Source organism: Desulfosporosinus paludis (assembly GCF_045689965.1).
Taxonomy (GTDB): Bacteria; Bacillota; Desulfitobacteriia; order Desulfitobacteriales; family Desulfitobacteriaceae; genus Desulfosporosinus; species Desulfosporosinus paludis.
In genome coordinates, this window is sequence record NZ_CP144211.1 from 3374314 (window position 1) to 3392339 (window position 18026).

An 18026-nucleotide genomic window follows, 5' to 3' on the forward strand; every position below is an offset into this window, starting at 1 on the left:
GCGGGGTGAAGTTCACTGGGAACACACCTTCAAATCCTTTTGAACCCGCGGGGACACAAGGGTTCCCAACATTACCTAATGCTCCATTAGGTCCAGGTTACTCTCCAGGTACGATTCGTGACACCCTCGGATCGGGACTTAAAGCGAGTGGTTTTTTCCAAAAAAATGGGCAGATTAATAATTCGCGGGGAGGTTTTATTGGCCCGAAACAAGCGCCATTCACAGGCCCTGTTCAAGGGAATCCATGGCAGGCTCCTCCCACAGCTCAGAATATGAGTGCAATTCCTCAACAAAATGGGGGAAACAATCAAACAATGGGATATGGTTCAAGCATGGGCTATAATCAATACCCAGGTTATAATCAAAACCCAGGATATCAGAACCTACCGAATCAAGCGTACGGAAATTTTCAGCCGGGCATGAATCAGCCTCGTCAACTCGTCCTTCAAGCTGCGCAAGAAGGGATCATGGGGAATGGCGTTGCTACCATATCACCGGATAACAGTTTTCTTTTGATTGCTAACCTCCCGCCGCCGCAAACATTCCTTGCTCAAGGACAGGTAGGACAATATGCGGCCTATCTTGTTGATGATAAAGGAAGGACGGGGTTCTTAGCAGGAGTGATGCGCCCTGTTGGAAATGGCGTTTATCGGACGCATTTCCAAAGCCAGGTTCCCTTGCATCCTTACAGCCGTACTGTAGTTTCTGTGGAAAGTCTCAGCCAACTTGGACAGGCACCGAACGGGCCCATTATCTTAAAAGTTAAGGAACCCATGGGAGTAATGACCTTTCTTACCCCTATGAAAAATACGGCATCTTCAGTTTGGGGAAAGATTTCTAACTTGATCAGCGGCAGGAAAAAACCAGCAATTAGTCCGGAATCAGCACCGATAAGTCCGGAATTACTTCAGTCTCTAAATCAGATGAATGTATCTCCTGAAACGGTAGTTCCTCCGCCTCCCCAATAATTAAACGTAAAGTGAGTAACAAAAAAGGGAGTAGGAAATTCATTGAATCATGAATTTCCTACTCCTCTATTATTAACCAATACCTGGATTTAGAGCAGAAACAAAACGAGCACCACTAAAGCCATTAGTCCATACGTAGCTATGGTTACGGCGATCCCGATGGTAGCCATAGATAATTGAGCTAATAAGATATTGGAAAAGAAAATAATTAAGAAAAAAAAGGTAATGGCTATGAATCCCGCACCAACCGTTGGTGATTGCAGAACTGGCACGATACGCTTGAACCCATAATCCCAGGTTTCCGGGGATTTTGGATCAGGGTAGCCATAGGGTGAAAGGGGAGTGCATTGTGCTGGAAATGCTGATGGGGGAGCGGGATTTCTCAATCTATTAAGAAGTGGCATTGGCGTTACCTCCATTTCCATTGGGAGGTCCGATCCCACTGCGCTCGACAAAGAACTGAGCGATCATTAACCCTAAAGCAATTATTAGATTACCAGGCGCTCCTGGAACCTCAAAGAGCGGAACGTTAAACGAAGTGTCGGGACTTCCGTCAAAAGGAGCAAACGGAGCAGAAATTATTAAAGAGACACTTAAATTATCCGGAAAAAGCGGTTCATCGGATCCGACAGGACCAACTCCTTGCCCGGGAACGGGCTGGAGAGCCTGCGAAATAGGGGCTTGCCCATTGAAAGCAGCCTGCATAAGTTGAGTCAATTGGGGCAGGGTTAACGTTACGGGATATAAGTCAGGGGCAGGGCGGCGTAAATTAGGAGGATGAGCTAAAGCACGCTTAAAAAGAAAGGCCATCAGTATATCAATACCTGCTACAATCATGGAGGCAAACTCAATTTCCGTTGAAGCGATTGGAAATATCATTGCGCTAACCGGGCAAAAGAGAAGATCCCGTCGAATAGGGCTGGACACCAAGAAAGAAAAGGAGAAAGGAGTAGCCGGTAATGGGGGGGCACATTCAGTTCGATAGATCACGGCGTTCCTCCTCTCCTAAGCTTTTAAAACCAAGTGCGAATAGTTGCCCACCCTCCCAAAAGAAGCACAATCAGGAAGGCAATGAAGGTTACAGGATGTGTTATATCGTTGATAAATTGGGGTCCATGATAGCCGTCGAGCAGCATGCTAATCCTACCTTTTACTATTTCTGAGTAAGACCGGGTGGAAGTTTAATATTTTTTAGCATTTCAGGAGTAACTTGCATCTTTTCCATGGGGTTTCCGCCGCTGATCTTATCAAGAATTTGTTGGGCCATGCCCTTTAACTCTTCCGGTATAGGAAGATCATCCGCTGAGGGTAAGCCATTCATAGCTGTGGTTAAGGTCAAGTTGACCATGGCCATAAGTTTTTCATAGTTTTGTTGTTGAACAAAGTAGGTTTTAATCAGCGGATATTTGTTCATAAGACGGACTTTAAGATCAAGTAAGGCTAGAGACTCTTTCTCTGGGACTACTTTACTAATCATTTGTGCCGTGACTAAATTGCGTTCTTTTTCTTGATATTGACTAAATGCTTCTTTGCTTTGAGGATCGGCCATTATGGCAGCTTCAGCAGCCTTTAAACCTTGAATTTCAGGGGTTTGTGACAGGGCTTCCCCTAACTCTCGGGCCTTGTCAATGTAACTCATAGAGGCACCTCCTTTTTTCCTCCTATAAAATATGCGTATAGCAGCTCACTGGTGTATTCAAATAAACCCCTAAAAGAGTGTTGCTTTAATCAGACAGAGTTCTTAAAATTAGAGGAAAGAAGAGAACTGTGTTGAATAGTTGCTTTTAGAAGGAAAAGGAGGAGTTTCTGTGCGTACTTATCGATTAGAACTGCGTTTGATTCAAGTCGCATCCGCGCTTGCTGTTATTGTGTTGATTCTTGGATTTCTTGGACTGTGGGGACAAGGCGATAAATCATCTGGAGAGAAAGCGGGTGTACAAGAGACAGCAGGATCAGGTACAGCTGCAATTCAAACACCCAGTAATTCAAAAATTGTGGCGTTAGGAGACTCATTTACTTTAGGATATCCGTTGGATGCGGAACACTCTTGGACCCAGAGTTTGGCAGATGCATTAAAAATTACAGTAGTCAATAAAGGAAAAGGGCAACAAACTTCCAAAGATTTACTGGCCCGTTTTGACAAGGATGTAGTCACTGAGAAACCGGGTCGTGTGATTATTTTTGCAGGAACTGGGGATGCAATTCAGGGGGTGCCCTTAAAAGATGTGCAAACGAATATCGGAGCCATGGTGGAAAAGGCTAAATCAAGCAACATTATCCCTGTATTGGCTTTGCCAGTTTGGTATTCAGGGTATCAGCAAGGCATTAAAGAGATTCGAGACTGGGAAGTGGATTACGCCAAGAAGCAAAGTATCATGACCCTGGATTTTTCAACGGTGTTATTTGATGATAATAAGAAATACCTAAATGGTTTATCTTCAGACGGAAAATATCCCAATGCCAAAGGTTATAAAGCAATGGGAGATTATGCGGCGCAAGTGCTAAAATAGAAAACACAATATAGACAGAAGGGGTTGTAACGAACTGTGGTTCAGTTGTTACAACCCCATTTTTTTGTAGACAAATCTAAGAATATTGAAACGGATGTGAGATTGGGGAGTTATGCGGGGAGAAGCATACTGACAATCGCAAAAAAGACAAAACCTATGGTTCCGCCGAGCAGGGCATAACGAGGGTGGCGTTCCCGAGCGAGGGGGATCAGCTCAGCGAAGACAAGAAAGGCCATTGCTCCGGCTGCGAAAGCTAGGAAAAAAGCCAAAGAGTTTTTTACCCCCTCCAGGGCAAGGAGACCGAGCATAGCACCTAAGGGGGTGAAAAAGGCGATTCCAATATTCAGTAAAAGTATCTTCCACCAACGAATGTGTGCCATGCTCAAAGGGGCTGTTGTAGCCATTCCTTCAGGAAGATTGTGTAACGTAATTGCAGCGGCGATAAGCAGGCCGAGGCCGGGAGCGGCTTCTTGACTGACTGCAATAGCCATTCCTTCAGGGATATCGTGTAAAGCAATCCCTGTTGCAACCAGAAGCCCAACCCTTCTGAGACGTTGACGCCGAGACAAAGGGAGCGAGTCACGGGGAATCTTAAGACGACGATCGGCCAGAAACATGAAGAGCAGCCCTAGGGCACAGCCAATTCCGACTTGAGGGGGCGGGCCAATTTTCCAAGCATTGGGAAGCAGATCAACACTTACAACGGCAAGCATCACCCCGCCTGCCCCTGCTAAGAGAGAAGCTAAAATACGTTCTTGAGGCTTACCGAACAAGAGAACCAGTAAGCTGCCTAATGTTGTGGCCAGCCCAGCGACTGTGCTGATTCGGAAAATCTCAAATAGATCCTGCATGAGGGATCTCCTTTCTAAATACTTAACCGCTACCATATGTATGGTCCATTGCCCCGCTTTATACAAAAACATTGCCTATTTCAGTACGACAAACTTTATCTGGATGCTGTACTATTTTCTGGGACAAAGCATAGGTTTAATGTGAGGAAAGAAAACGGCAAAAACTAAGTATGTATCTGAGAGGGGGCAGAAATAATGACGATGAAAGTGCGTTACAGCATACTAGTAGGGGTAATCATAGTCAGTTTGCTGTATCTTACGGGCTGTGGAACACTGGAAACACTGGTAAACAAGGATGGGAGCGGGAGTTCGTTCGGGAATTTTATCGGTGGGGATAAAACACAAACAGTCCCCGCAGATGCTCCAGCAACGACATCTGCGGATGCTCAAGTGATCACTCTATATTTTGCAGACTCGACAGGCAAGTATCTTGTCAAAGAACAACGAACATTGCCTAAGACCTTAAGTGTAGCCAGAGAAACAGTGATTCAGTGGTTGAAAGGACCAGCCGCTAAGGGGACGGCCACACAAGCTGCTGTCCCAACGACAACGACGCTCTTGGATATAGCCATTAAAAACAACATGGCAGTTGTTGATTTGAGCAAAGAATTTCTCCAACCTAATTCCAAAGTTTCCCCGGAAGTCGCCCTCTATGGGCTTGTTGACACTTTGACTCAGTACTCGACGATTAAACAAGTTCAGATTCGAATTGAAGGAAAACCTCTTACAAAGTATGGAACCGTTGACTGTACAAAGCTGGTCAATAAACCTAGCCTAGTGAAGGGATCAACATCTTCCGAACCGATATTCCCTAGTACTGGTTCAAGCACTGGAGTTAGCAACAGCTTAAATTCCGGAACTAGTGCCGGAACAAATAACGATATTAATATCAACACTTCAGGACAATCTGCGGGACAAACCTCCGGCACAAGTGGATCTTCACCAGACTCAAGCAACGGAGCCCTCCCCAATTCCCCGAGCTCAATCAACCTGTTCAACTATCCTCCGAGTTCTACTTAAATAGAATCGCAAGTGATATATTAGTGCAATATTGTATAAGACCCTAAGAATCTCGCTCCCCGCGTCTTGCGTCAACGACGCAACAGCTTATACCAAAACTCACTTCTTTCACCGTTCCACTCCTCATTAACCTCAAAGTCTAAGAAAACGTTTCTTGCTTTCCTAGCCCGGAACTTCGCGCTTACAAAAGCGAATCTTCTTTGATTGAGCAGCTTATCAAACTTGGCTCAAGAGCGCTTTCATACGGCGGGGCAGTGTACAAGGATGTACACTGCCGGCATTCGGACAGGGATGTCCGATTTGCCGGGAACCCCGCCCTCCCACAAGAAAGCTCTTGAGTCTTAGTTTGATCTGCGAAATCAAGCAAGTGAGCGTTGTAAGCGCGAAGTTCCCCATGTACAACCCCAAAATCTATGCTAAAATAGAACTATATGGGGAATGGGGGACGAGAGATGGCGCCAACCGAAGAATTGACTAAACAATTAGAGGAGACCTTAAGACGAGCAAACACCGTATTGTTCAAACGTGGTCGATCGATTCTGATAGGTATGGAAATTTCTGCACTTCAATTCAATGCACTTTTAAGTATTCGAGAATTCGGACCATTAACCATGGGAGAGCTAGGTAGACATTTGTTTGTAGCCTGTAGTACAGCAACTGATTTGGCGGATCGGATGGAACGGGTGCAGTTGGTCGAACGGATTCGAGACAATAATGACCGTAGAGTGGTCAGACTGCACTTGCTGTCTAAAGGGGATAAAGTCCTTGATGCCGTGATTGCGGAGAGACAAAGCTTTATCGGAGAAGTACTTAAGGACTATTCCATTCAGGAATATGAAGAATTATTTAGAAGCTTAGAATCGTTAGCACAACGTATGGAGTTAAAACAGTTATAAATAACCTTTAAATGCCTTTGCTTGTTTTAAGCGAGGGTATTTTGTTTTGAGGGAAATCTCCATAAAATCTTTAGAACATTCCTAAATACAACTTAACCATAAGCGGTATACTTAAACTAACAAAAATAAGGCAAAATGCTTTAGCTGGAGGGAGAAGTGGACGTGACAACAAAAATTGTCCTAGTGGATGATGAGTCTGAAATCCTAACTCTTGTGAGAGATTATCTGACAAGGGATGGATTTAGTGTTTTGACTGCACTTAATGGCCTTGAAGGAATTGAACTCATCGAAAGGGAAAAACCTGACTTAGTGTTGCTCGATTGGATGCTTCCAGGAATGAGTGGCTTGGAAATGTGCAAGCGTTTGCGGGAGACAAGCACAATTCCAATTATTATGTTAACAGCAAAGTCGGAAGAGATTGACCGAGTTTTAGGTCTCGAGTTCGGTGCAGATGATTATATCGTCAAGCCCTTTAGCCTTAGGGAGTTGGCAGCGCGCATAAAAACTGTGCTGCGTCGATCAGCAGGAGGGATTCAAGAAAATGCAAACTCTTCCCTTCTCATGCGCGGTGATCTGAGTATTGACGCCACAAGCCATAAGGTTACGAAAAAAGGACAAGAAATTTTCTTAACTCCAACGGAATTCAACATTCTTCATTTATTAGCTTTGCGGCCAGGAACAGTATATAGTCGGCTTCAACTTTTGCGGCAAGCTATGGGAGAAGAGTATCTCTATTACGAACGATCGATTGACACGCATGTCTCGAATTTGCGTAAAAAAATTGAAGATAACCCCAGTGATCCTAAATATATCGAAACTATATTTGGGGTTGGGTATCGGTTTGGTGAAGACCTGTGACGTTACGACGTAAATTTATCCTAGCCTTGATCGGCATGGTTTTTTTCATGTCGATTGTCTTCACCTTCATTGCTTTAACGTCAACGCAAGCCTTGCTTGGGCATGCAGAATCCTATGTCCAACAGTCTTATGGAGAGCACTTGAATCAACTACTTAGTGTTTATTATGAGGGCCATAATAGTTGGAACGGAGTACAGGACCATGTCTCGCAGGTCATAGAACCGAATGATCAAAAAATTGCACGTCCCCCCCGTGATTTCGAGCGATTTTTGGTGTTTGATCAATCCAATAAGGTCATCGTTGATCCATCAAGTAAAGATCTGGGAAAACAACTCGCCATACTTCCAGCGGCAGATAGAATCCAGAAACAATGGCAGGAAATTAAAGTTAATGGGAAAACAGTGGGGCATTATTGGCAGGATATCCATTCCCCTGTCGTGGATGGGAGATTAGCGAAAACCATTGGTACCTCCATAATTCAAGCGATGATCATTGGCTTAATAATTACGTCTCTTGTGGCCCTGCTTTTAGGCCTTTTATTAACCCGACATTTTACAAAACCCTTAAATCGACTGATGGAAGCCGTGCGGCGAGTGGGGGATGGAGATCTGGCCTCGAGAGTTGAGGTAAAGGGAAACGGGGACATTGCGCTCTTGGCTCGGGATTTTAACAGGATGACGGAACAATTGACTCGCAACGAGGAAGTGAGGCGCAACATGGTAGCAGATATTGCCCACGAATTGCGCACTCCCTTAGCCGTTATTCTTGGAAAACTGGAATCCATTCAAGAAGGTGTGCTGCCCTCCACTCCGGAAACCATCTTACCGATTCAGGATGAGACGTTAAGACTCATTCGGCTGGTTCGTGATCTTCAGCAGCTAAGCCTTGCAGAAGCGGGTAAATTGCCGATGACCCTAAGGAAGGTCAATCTCAGAACGATCGTTGAGAAAATTACCGAACAATTCGAGATAGAATTTGAGGAACGAGGGTTACACATTGAGATCGTCGAAGACAAGGTTCCGGAGATTATTGGAGACGCAGACCGTCTAACCCAAGTTTTTGTAAATTTGATTGGCAATGCCCTCTTGCATACCCCTTCTGGCGGAACTTTGCGTGTTTTATTGGAGGAGGTACAAAATCCTATGGAAAATGGGATGAGCAATGAGGAAGCCACACGCCGTTTGCGGGACGTTTTTCGGCGGAAAGACGATAAGGCAGAGGAAATGAACTCTAAGGATAAAAGCAGTATCGATGATCTCAAATCAGGAAAATGGGTACAAGCAACAGTACAAGATTCCGGAGAGGGAATTCCCGAAGAAGAGCTTGAACATATTTTTGATCGCTTTTATCGTGTTGACAAATCCCGCGAACGAGAAAACGGCGGAACAGGCTTAGGGCTGGCCATTGCCAAAGAGTTTATCCAGGCGCATGGTGGTACTATTCAAGTGGATAGTAAACTTGGGGTTGGCAGCAGTTTTCGGATTTTACTACCGCTAAAACCAAAGGTCACAATAGATTTGATCCCTTGACAAGATCTTAAGAAGTCCTTCGTTGTTTAAACATAAGTCTATGGTATCCTGAGCAAGAATTATTTGATCAAGTACAATAAGATTTATCGTTTAAAACAAGTCGAAGAAAAGGAGAACAGGTATGAACAAAAAATGGGTGACCATTGGTGTCCTAGGCGTTGTGGTCGCGGGGGGCGGTTTTTGGGGATATCAACACTTTAAGGCTAAGCCAGCAGTATCCTCATTTATTACGGCAAAGGCAAAAATGGGTGATGTTGATAAGGTGATTACAGCTACCGGAACAGTCAATTACCCACATGCGATTACTTTAACCTTTCCAACAAGTGGAAGCGCTTCTTCGGCCGGAAAGATCGTAGAGCTCAACGTCAAAGCGGGGGACACCGTTAAGGCTGGGCAAGTTCTAGCTAAGATAGACGATACGAAGCTAAATACGTCCGTTTTGCAGGCCCAGGCCAATGTAACCTCCGCCGAGTCTAAACTCCAAAATCTTGAGGATTCCTTTAATGACCAGACCCGTGCTCAGGCTCAGTCGACGCTTGCCAAAGTAGAGGAGAATTTAACGGCCGCTAAACAGAATGCCGATCCAAGCTATTTAGCAAACCAAGTTACACTAGCTAATCAGAATGTTAAAGCCGCAAGTGATAATTTGGCCAAGGCTCAGCAGAGCGGAAATTCGTCATCCATCCAATCTGCTCAAAGCTCTTTGAATTCTGCGCTGGATGCCTTAACCACCGCTCAGAACCTTCAAAATGGAGGGGCGGCCCAGGCTTTAGCTGCCGCGCAGGCAGATGTTACCTCCGCTCAATATCAAGTGGACCAGCAAACTCAGGGCCCGAAAACAGCTGATGTTCAATCAGCTCAAGCAAGTATTCAAATAGCCCAAGCTCAACTGGCCAGTGCCCAGGCGGATTTAAATGATGCCTCAATCGTTGCGCCAGTGGACGCAGTGGTTGTCGACTGTCCACTTCAACTGGGGCAAGATTCAGATTCAAAGTCTATCATTACGATCACTCCCACGGGGGATAAGCTTGAAGTGGATGCTGCAATAGATCAGGCAGATATCACCCAGTGCAAAGTTGGACAAAAAGTGGATATTACCCTAGATTCCTATCCGAATGACCATATCAGCGGGACAGTGAATGCAGTTGCCTTACAAGGCACAACCACTCAGAACGTTACGACGTATCAAGTTACGGCGACGGTTGATCAAAACAGCGACTTGCTTCGAGCCGGTATGAATGCCAATATAAATATCATTGTGGCTGAGGCGAAAAATGTCTTAACCGTACCGAGCGAAGCAGTCAAAACGAGAGGAACCCAAACATTTGTTACGGTACCCGGAAGCCCAGGAACTGGCGCAGGACAGGCAAGTTCCTCAGGGAAAACGAATCAGGGATCCACTAATGGCGGAAATTCAGGTACCGGAAATGCAAGCGCCGGAAATGCGGGTACCGGATATTCTGGCACTAAAAACTCAGGTAATGGAAATGCAGCGACCAGAAATGCTATGGGAAATGTCCGTTTAATTCCTGTAGTAATCGGTCTTGATGATGGAACGAATGTGGAGATCAAAAGTGGTTTAGAAGAGGGACAAGAAGTTATTACTGGTACTCGTTCAACTACAGGAACAACCAATTCGAGTTCCAGTTCAGGATTAAGATTACCTGGTTTGGGAGGCGGCGGCGGCAGACCAACAGGTGGTGGCGGCGCCAGAGGGAACTAAGTTGAACTAGCTTTGACGAATATATCAGGAGGGATGCAATTTGATAGATCTCAAGGGGATCAAGAAAATATATGCCAACGGTGATATTCAAGTTGCTGCCTTAGCCGGAGTGGACCTTCACGTGGGAGCTAGTGAATTTGTTTCCATCATGGGGCCCTCTGGTTCGGGAAAATCATCGATGATGAACATTTTAGGCTGTTTGGATACCCCGACAGAAGGGGAGTATTATCTTGACGGAACTGATGTGGCAAAAGCAAGTGGTGATCAGTTATCTGTGATTCGTAATCGCAAGATTGGCTTTGTCTTTCAAGGATTTAATTTGCTTCCTCGGACGACGGCGGTAGAAAATGTCGAGCTTCCTATGCTCTATGCTGGGGTGGGAAGCAAAGAAAGACGAACTCGCGCCATTGCTGCTCTAGAATCTGTCGGCCTTGGCGGTCGGATTCATCATCGCCCTAAGGAACTTTCGGGTGGTCAGCAGCAGCGGGTAGCTATCGCTCGTGCCCTTGTGACGAATCCTTCGATTATTTTGGCGGATGAGCCTACGGGGAATTTAGATAGTCGGTCCAGCGAAGAGGTTATGGCTATCTTCCAGCGGCTGCATGAATCAGGCAATACAATTGTCATTGTCACCCACGAACCGGATATTGCGGAATTTACGGAACGGATTGTGCGTTTCCGTGATGGCCACATTGAAGGGGATGAACTAGTCGCAAATCCACGTAAGGCGCAAGTACAGATCCTTGAGGAGGGAGTTGCAAAGTGAACTTTTTTGAAAGTATCCGGGTCTCTCTCCGGGCTTTGCGAGCCAATAAACTGCGCTCGGCTTTAACGATGCTGGGGATGATTATTGGGGTGGCGGCCGTTATTGCCATGGTTGGGATTGGTAATGGGGCGACTGCTTCAATTACCTCTCAGATTCAGGGATTGGGCTCAAACCTTTTGACGATCAGCTCCGGACAGTCGAATTCCGGAGGGGTAAAGGGTGGAGCTGGCAGCTCAAACACCCTGAGTATGACGGATGTAACTAAGATTCCGATTGACACAGCTATTAAAGCAGTTGCGCCGGTTTCGAATTCCAGTGGGCAAGTGGTCTTTGGTTCGGGCAATACTTCTACAACGATTACGGGAACTACCCAGGATTATCAAATCATTAAAAATGTGACCATGGGAACCGGGCGTTTTATCACGACACAAGATGTAAATAACAGTGCCCGAGTCGCTGTTCTTGGACCCACCGTTGTCACAGATCTTTTCGGTGACGCTAATGCTTCGGTGATCGGAAAAGTAATCAAGATCAATAATGTACCTTTTCAAGTCATCGGGGTGACCACAGCCACAGGGTCGACCGGATTTATGAGCAGTGACGATATGATAACCGCTCCGATTTCAACCGTTCAAGAGCGCTTAATTGGAAAAAAGACGGTTCGGAATATTTTAGTATCGGCGACTTCAGAGGATCAAATGCAAACGGCTCAAGATGAGATTACAGCAGCGTTGCATAAAGCCCATAAAATCCCGACTGGCAAAGCAGATGACTTCACAGTTCAGAATCAGGCTGACATGTTAGCAACTATGACAGGGGTAACTCAAACCTTAACCATGCTCCTGGGTGGAATTGCCGGTATTTCCTTGTTGGTCGGAGGAATAGGTATCATGAATATTATGCTCGTTTCGGTGACCGAACGGACAAGGGAAATCGGAATTCGGAAAGCGATCGGAGCCAAAGGCTTTGATATTATGATGCAATTTCTCATTGAGGCGGTCGTACTCAGTATTTTAGGGGGAGGGATTGGCATTGCTATTGGCTTTGGAGGATCTACACTGGCAGGGACGGCCTTAAAGATGAGTACCAGTATTTCTCCGACTTCGGTATTGGTTGCTTTTGGTTTCTCTGCTGCGATCGGAATTATCTTCGGAGTTTTCCCTGCTCGTAAGGCCGCAGCGATGGATCCGATTGATGCTTTAAGGTATGAATAAATTATTAACATGGGAAGTTGGAAAGGGGATATAGTACGTGGGGAAAAAGAGACGAACGAATGTGGTGCTGAGCGTACTGGTAATGGTGTTTTTACTGATAGGAATGATTCCAGGGATAGCAGCAGCAGACACAAGTGATGGCAGTACATGGCTCGCCTGGCTCAGTTTCGCGACTAGTGCCGATTCCACACTGATTGCCGGAGAAACGGGGAACATTAATGTTCAGCTTTGGGATAATAACTCCAATCCCTATTCGGGAAGTGTGGCTAGTGCGACCATTACGGATTCTAATGGGGTATCTAAGATTTACCAAGTTTCGGGAAATAGTGGAGATTATACAATTGCCAACGTGACTCTGGATACTTCTGGAAGTTATCAGTTAACAATTCGTGAAGGAGCTTTAGGAACGGCCTATGCTTCAGGGACTATTACAGTGTTGGATGCCAAAGCCCTTGTCACGGATCCTTTGTATATCAACACCAACAATACCGTAAGGGTTAAATTGACCGATACCAATGGGAGTCCTTTGATGCGCAAATCTGGATCGGTGGATGGATCCCTGGTTGGAGCGTCCTCTGTTTCTTATACAACACTCAGTGATGGAACATTTACATTCTCCATGACCCCAACCTTATATGGAAACGTAAATATTGTCTATGCCGGACATATCATTGGTACCATACCGGTTCTTCCGGCTTATGCTCAGAGTACTCGAATCGGAGGAACCTCTGATGATAATGTTTCGTTGGCGATTAATGTAGCCCAAAGCGGCTGGGCTTCAGGGGCGCAATATGTCATCCTGACAAGAGATGATCAGTTTTCCGATGCCCTCGCTGCCGCACCGCTTTCAAAAAAGCTTGATGCTCCGATCCTAATGACGAATTCATCGAAATTGGATGATCGTACGTTAGCGGAGATTCGAAGTTTAGGAGCCAAGAATGTCTATATCGTTGGTGGTACAGTTGCGGTCTCTCAAGGGATTCAGGACAGTTTGAGCGGCGAGTTTACTGTTACCCGAGTTGCGGGGCAGCAAGCTTATGATACAGCAGCTCAGATATCTGCTAATGTAGGAATTGATCCCACCCAGACTGTCTATATCGCCAATGCTTATGCCATTCCTGACGCTATTGCGATCAGCGCTTTTGCCGCTGAGCAAGGGAGTCCGATTTTACTCACGGAAAGAGATTCAGTACCGGCTTCCACAGCGCAAGCTTTGACAAATCTTAAGGCAAGTAACATTGTTCTGCTGGGAGGTACGGCAGTCATCGGCGACTCGGTAGAGAACGAGCTGAGTTCCAAATATCATGTTAAACGCTGGGGCGGTTTTGACCGCTATGACACCGAAAATATTATCTTCCAGAACCTTTTCAATACCCAAAAACCTCAGTCTCCGATTTATTTCACATCCGGGCTCGTACGCCAAGATGATGTGAGTTCGGGAAAGCCTAAAGCAGATGCTTTGGTCACTGCTGCTTTAGCGGCTAAACAAGGTGGTTTCGTGGCGATGCTTCCACAGAATTCTCTCCCCTCAAGTTTAAATTATTTCCTACTATATAATAAGGGTTATATCAAAAATTCGGCTGTTATCGGAAATAATAGTAGTATCTCTCTGGACCTAGAATCTCAACTCAATCAAATGCTGGCTCATTAAACTAATTGAACCTAGGGCATTGCTGATTGGTAGGGCGCAACGAAACTAAATTCGTTGCGCCTTATTTTTGTTGGGGTGACCCAATTGAATTATAGGAGAAAAAACGCTTAATCTTAATTCCGAGTTGTTTTTTTGCAAAGAGAATTATAAAATAATTTTCATAAAATACTAAGATAGCAGAAGGAAATTTCCCATAGAGCACGAATATATAGATTGGACTGATGGACCATGCCAATAAGGATTAATCCAGAATTAGAAAGAAGCTAGCTTAAGAAGGTGGTCAAATGGATCTTGATCGCAAAAGTGGGGTTCCTTATTACATACAACTTAAGGAACAAATTCGGCGACACATTACTCAAGGAGTCTGGGCTGCCGGAATGAAATTGCCGACTGAGAGGGAATTAGCTGCAAGCTTAGCGGTGAGCCGCAATACGGTCAGTCAAGCTTACAAAGAGCTGGAAAGCGAGGGGGTCTTAAGCTCGGCTCAGGGGAGAGGTACGTTTGTAGCCGATACGTTAATAATAATGCAGCAGGAGGGGCGTAAAGAAAAAGTTCTGCGTATTATTGATGTAGCGATGGAGGAAGCGGTTGGATTGGGTTTTACGATTGATGATTTCGTCTCTTTTGTACATGTTCGGGGGATGGAAAAGAAGGATCTTCTATCGCGGATAAAAGTTGCCTTCGTCGAATGCAATCCGGAGCAGCTTGACGAGGCTCGTTGGAATCTGGGTCCCGGTGTCAGTTTGCTGCCATTTCTGCTTTCCGAACTTCAAGAATCTCTGAGCGCCCAAAAACACTTGGCGGGAATGGATATGGTCGTGACAGGGGTGCCCCATCTTTCAGAGGTCAAAACACTGTTGGAGAAGTTAGACCTCCCGATTTTAGGGGTGTCACTTCAGCCAAAACTCGAGACGATTGTGCGTATTGCTAAATTAACTATGGGACGAGACCTGGCTTTAGTTTGCGAAAGCAGTAACTTTGCCGAAAAAGTAAAATCATCGTTAAATCAAGCAGGGCTGCATCCAATATTTAAACTATTAATACGACCGAATGAAACACAGCTGCGTGAAGTTTTGCCGGACTGTGGGGCAGTGATTCTTGCCCCGAAACTGCGGCTTTGGGTAGAAAAGGTGCTGCCGGAAAATATGGAATGTATCGAATTTCGCTTCGAACCGGATGTCGGCAGTTTAAATCTGCTTCGCGGCGCTTTGCTGGAAATAAAGGGGGGGAAACCTTGAGAAAACAACGGGTAATCGGTTTATTTGACTCCGGAGTTGGCGGACTTACGGTCATGAAAGAGATCTTGGAGCAATTGCTCGATGTGCGAATTGTTTATTTTGGAGATACAGCTCGAGTGCCGTATGGGAATCGTTCTCAGGAAGAACTCGTCCGTTTTGGAGAAGAGAGTGTCACGTTTCTGATCGGTCAAGGTGCTGAGGTCATTGTGGTTGCTTGTAATACCAGCTCAGCAACGGCGCTTCCTGTTCTTAGGGAGAGATTTAATATTCCCATGATCGGAATGGTCGATCCCGGGGCTCGTTTGGCGGTTGAAAAAACGATCGCGGGACGCATTGGCCTGATTGCCACAGAAACGACCGTACGCAGTAAAGCGTATTCGTCTGGGGTGAGCCGAGCGTTAGCTAGAGGGAGCTTGCCGGAAGACGCCACATTGCGAGAGGCCTGGCAACAGGGAGAACAGGCGATCACCCTGGTTAAAGCCCAGGGTTGTCCGCTTTTTGTTCCTTTGATAGAGGCTGGACTGGCAAATTCTGCAGAAGCTCGGGGAATTGCTAAAACTTATTTGGCGCCCCTTCAAGCTGCTGGAGTCGATGCGCTCATTTTGGGATGCACGCACTATCCGTTCTTAGAACCTGTTCTTAAAGAAATTTTAGGGGAAGATGTCCTGATCGTTGACCCTGCTCTGGCTGTTGTTGAAGAACTAAAAGCTTTGCTTCAGCAGATGGATGACCGAGATGCAGCCAGCCCTGATCATCCGCTAGAATTCAAGGCAGCCGCTGCAGCGGCGAATCCAGGGAAAAGTCAATGGCGAGCTCGCTATTTTGTCAGTGGAGATCCGGGACTTTTTCGACAGGTAGGAAATACACTTCTTCAGGAACCTATAGAATCGGTAGAACAAGTGTGTTTTGGGGACAGCCCTTTTCACCCATAGCATAGCAATCATTAGTTCCAACATTCAGAAAACGCCGGGAGGAATTTATCGTGCAACAAAAGACCTTGGTATTAGGGGTAATCGGTTCAGATGTTCACGCCGTCGGAAACCGTATCTTGGATTATGCATTTACCCAAGCTGGTTTCAAAGTGATTAACATTGGAGTGCTGGCAACTCAAGAAGAGTTTATTCATTCCGCGATTGAAACGAATGCCGATGTCCTGATGGTCTCATCGCTCTATGGACATGGCGAGATGGATTGTCGAGGGCTGCGTGAGAAATGTCAGGAAAAGGGAATTGGCAATATCCTAATGTATGTTGGGGGCAACTTAGTTGTGGGCAAGCAGGATTTTGAGTCCGTTAAACAACGTTTCTTGGCGATGGGCTTTAATCGAGTTTATCCGCCGGGTACGATGCCCGAGACCCCGATCAGAGATTTGCGTGAGGATTTAGGGATTACGGAAGATTAAAGGGGGGATGGGCCTTGCAAGCAGTTCTTCTCATTGATTTTGGCAGCACATATACTAAAGTTACGATCGTTGATCTTGAGAAAGAAGAGATCCTTGGTACGGCTCGGGCTGGGACGACCGTTGAGACAAATATCATGGACGGATTGTATGCAGCTTTGGCTCAGATACCAGAACCGCCGGAAGGCTGGAATTTTATCCGTAAGCTTGCTTGCAGCAGTGCAGCGGGTGGCTTGAAGATGATGGCCAGCGGTTTGGTCAAAGAATTGACCGCAGAAGCAGCTAGGCGAGCGGCCCTGGGTGCCGGTGCACGGGTCTTGGAAATTTTTAGTTACGAGTTGACATCTCAGGACCTGGACAAGATCATTTCTTCCAGACCGGATATTCTTCTGTTGGCTGGAGGGACAGACGGCGGAAACAAGGAGATTCTTCTTAAAAATGCAGAAATGCTCAGCACACTTCCTATGAGTCTTCCGGTTGTGGTTGCCGGAAATAAAGCAGCTTCGGCGCAGGCTGCAGACCTTTTGAGGCAGCGGCATGATCCTGTAGTAGTTGCAGACAATGTGATGCCCGATCTTGGGATTCTGGCGGTAGATTCGGCTCGTATAGCGATTCGGGATGTGTTCCTGACCCATATTATCCGTGCCAAAGGATTGGATAAGGCCGAAGAGTTTTTAGAGCGGATATTGATGCCCACTCCGGCTGCGGTACTTTCAGCAGCAGAATTACTGGCTGAGGGACACGGATCGGAACGTGGTCTTGGAGAACTTATGGTTGTAGATGTTGGGGGAGCGACGACAGATGTCCACTCCATCGCCAAAGGGGATCCGAGCAAACCGAGTGTCATGCTCAAAGGCTTGCCTGAACCTTATGCCAAACGGACGGTTGAAGGCGACCTGGGAATGCGGTATAGTTCGGAAGCCCTGGTGGAAGCTTCAGGTCGGAGATTGTACGATTATTTAGGCTGGACGGATAATCAGGTAACTACTCAGTTGAGATTATATAAGGATGACCCCTGGCGGATACCCCAAACAGACGATGAGGCCAGATTTGATGCGGCAATGGGTCGGATGGCTGTCGGTCTGGCAGTGGATCGGCATGTGGGGACGATCGAGGTTATTTACACTCCTTTCGGAGCGACCTATGTGCAGCATGGAAAAGATTTAACGCCGCTGCCGGTTGTGATTGGGACAGGAGGGGTTTTGCTTCATCACCCCAATGTCTTAGAGATTCTAAAAGGTTCTGTTTTCAACCATGGAGAACCAACGTTGCTCAAACCCCAAAATCCGAGCTTTTATCTTGATAAGGATTATATTTTAGCAGCCATGGGTTTGCTGCGTGAAGTGGCGCCGCAGGCCGCCCTTCGGATGATGAAAAAATATATAGTCCAACTATAGGAGGTA

Annotated in this window: 18 protein-coding genes; 14 read left to right on the top strand and 4 right to left on the bottom strand. The window is 46.1% G+C overall.

The genetic code is table 11. The annotated features are described in order from the left end of the window. The first annotated feature begins 5 nt into the window (after positions 1-5). Complete coding sequence (locus tag VZF35_RS16805; RefSeq protein ID WP_407306708.1) at positions 6-968, top strand: hypothetical protein; 963 nt, start codon at positions 6-8, stop codon at positions 966-968. Between the two features lie 89 nt (positions 969-1057). Here the strand turns inward: VZF35_RS16805 and VZF35_RS16810 are convergent, their stop codons facing one another. The 3 genes from VZF35_RS16810 to VZF35_RS16820 all read right to left on the bottom strand — a co-directional run bounded on the left by VZF35_RS16810 (position 1058) and on the right by VZF35_RS16820 (position 2607). Continuing rightward, positions 1058-1372 (bottom strand): hypothetical protein, encoded by a 315-nt coding sequence (locus VZF35_RS16810; RefSeq protein WP_407306711.1) that lies wholly within the window; start codon positions 1370-1372, stop codon positions 1058-1060. Beyond that, entirely contained in the window at positions 1359-1958 is a 600-nt protein-coding gene (locus VZF35_RS16815) for a hypothetical protein (RefSeq protein ID WP_407306714.1), read from the bottom strand. Before VZF35_RS16815 ends, VZF35_RS16810 begins: the two co-directional genes overlap by 14 nt. A gap of 163 nt (positions 1959-2121) precedes the next feature. After that, positions 2122-2607, bottom strand: a complete 486-nt coding sequence (locus tag VZF35_RS16820) for a YlbF family regulator (protein WP_407306717.1) — start codon at positions 2605-2607, stop codon at positions 2122-2124. A 169-nt stretch (positions 2608-2776) separates the two neighbouring features. Here VZF35_RS16820 and VZF35_RS16825 point away from each other — a divergent pair, with 169 nt between their 5' ends. Next, entirely contained in the window at positions 2777-3478 is a 702-nt protein-coding gene (locus VZF35_RS16825; protein ID WP_407306720.1) for a GDSL-type esterase/lipase family protein, read from the top strand. Between the two features lie 110 nt (positions 3479-3588). On the opposite strand, the gene VZF35_RS16830 is transcribed toward VZF35_RS16825, so the two are convergent. Next, positions 3589-4329 (bottom strand): ZIP family metal transporter, encoded by a 741-nt coding sequence (locus tag VZF35_RS16830; protein WP_407306723.1) that lies wholly within the window; start codon positions 4327-4329, stop codon positions 3589-3591. A gap of 195 nt (positions 4330-4524) precedes the next feature. Here VZF35_RS16830 and VZF35_RS16835 point away from each other — a divergent pair, with 195 nt between their 5' ends. From VZF35_RS16835 to glmL, 12 genes are all read left to right on the top strand, one after another. Continuing rightward, positions 4525-5349, top strand: a complete 825-nt coding sequence (locus tag VZF35_RS16835) for a GerMN domain-containing protein (protein WP_407306725.1) — start codon at positions 4525-4527, stop codon at positions 5347-5349. A gap of 452 nt (positions 5350-5801) precedes the next feature. Further along, complete coding sequence (locus VZF35_RS16840; RefSeq protein ID WP_407306728.1) at positions 5802-6245, top strand: MarR family winged helix-turn-helix transcriptional regulator; 444 nt, start codon at positions 5802-5804, stop codon at positions 6243-6245. Positions 6246-6407: 162 nt separating this feature from the next. Continuing rightward, a complete protein-coding gene (locus VZF35_RS16845) occupies positions 6408-7103 on the top strand; it encodes a response regulator (protein WP_407306730.1) in 696 nt (231 codons plus the stop codon). Then, a complete protein-coding gene (locus VZF35_RS16850) occupies positions 7100-8632 on the top strand; it encodes a sensor histidine kinase (RefSeq protein WP_407306731.1) in 1533 nt (510 codons plus the stop codon). The genes VZF35_RS16845 and VZF35_RS16850 overlap by 4 nt, the downstream gene beginning before the upstream one ends. Positions 8633-8753: 121 nt before the next feature. Next, on the top strand, positions 8754-10355 hold the full coding sequence (locus VZF35_RS16855; RefSeq protein ID WP_407306733.1) for an HlyD family efflux transporter periplasmic adaptor subunit: 1602 nt from the start codon (positions 8754-8756) through the stop codon (positions 10353-10355). Positions 10356-10395: 40 nt separating this feature from the next. Then, the gene (locus VZF35_RS16860) at positions 10396-11121 is read left to right on the top strand and encodes an ABC transporter ATP-binding protein (RefSeq protein ID WP_407306735.1); all 726 of its coding nucleotides are present in this window, start codon (positions 10396-10398) and stop codon (positions 11119-11121) included. After that, positions 11118-12335, top strand: coding sequence for an ABC transporter permease (locus tag VZF35_RS16865; RefSeq protein WP_407306737.1), 1218 nt, complete (start codon positions 11118-11120; stop codon positions 12333-12335). Before VZF35_RS16860 ends, VZF35_RS16865 begins: the two co-directional genes overlap by 4 nt. A 37-nt stretch (positions 12336-12372) precedes the next feature. Then, entirely contained in the window at positions 12373-13986 is a 1614-nt protein-coding gene (locus VZF35_RS16870; RefSeq protein WP_407306739.1) for a cell wall-binding repeat-containing protein, read from the top strand. A gap of 284 nt (positions 13987-14270) precedes the next feature. Continuing rightward, complete coding sequence (locus VZF35_RS16875) at positions 14271-15224, top strand: GntR family transcriptional regulator (protein ID WP_407306741.1); 954 nt, start codon at positions 14271-14273, stop codon at positions 15222-15224. After that, positions 15221-16156: a glutamate racemase gene (locus VZF35_RS16880; RefSeq protein WP_407306743.1), complete on the top strand. Its 936-nt coding sequence runs from the start codon at positions 15221-15223 to the stop codon at positions 16154-16156. Before VZF35_RS16875 ends, VZF35_RS16880 begins: the two co-directional genes overlap by 4 nt. A gap of 50 nt (positions 16157-16206) precedes the next feature. Continuing rightward, positions 16207-16626, top strand: coding sequence for a methylaspartate mutase subunit S (gene glmS, locus VZF35_RS16885; protein WP_407306745.1), 420 nt, complete (start codon positions 16207-16209; stop codon positions 16624-16626). Between the two features lie 14 nt (positions 16627-16640). Further along, a complete protein-coding gene (gene glmL, locus VZF35_RS16890) occupies positions 16641-18020 on the top strand; it encodes a methylaspartate mutase accessory protein GlmL (protein WP_407306747.1) in 1380 nt (459 codons plus the stop codon). Positions 18021-18026: the final 6 nt, after the last annotated feature.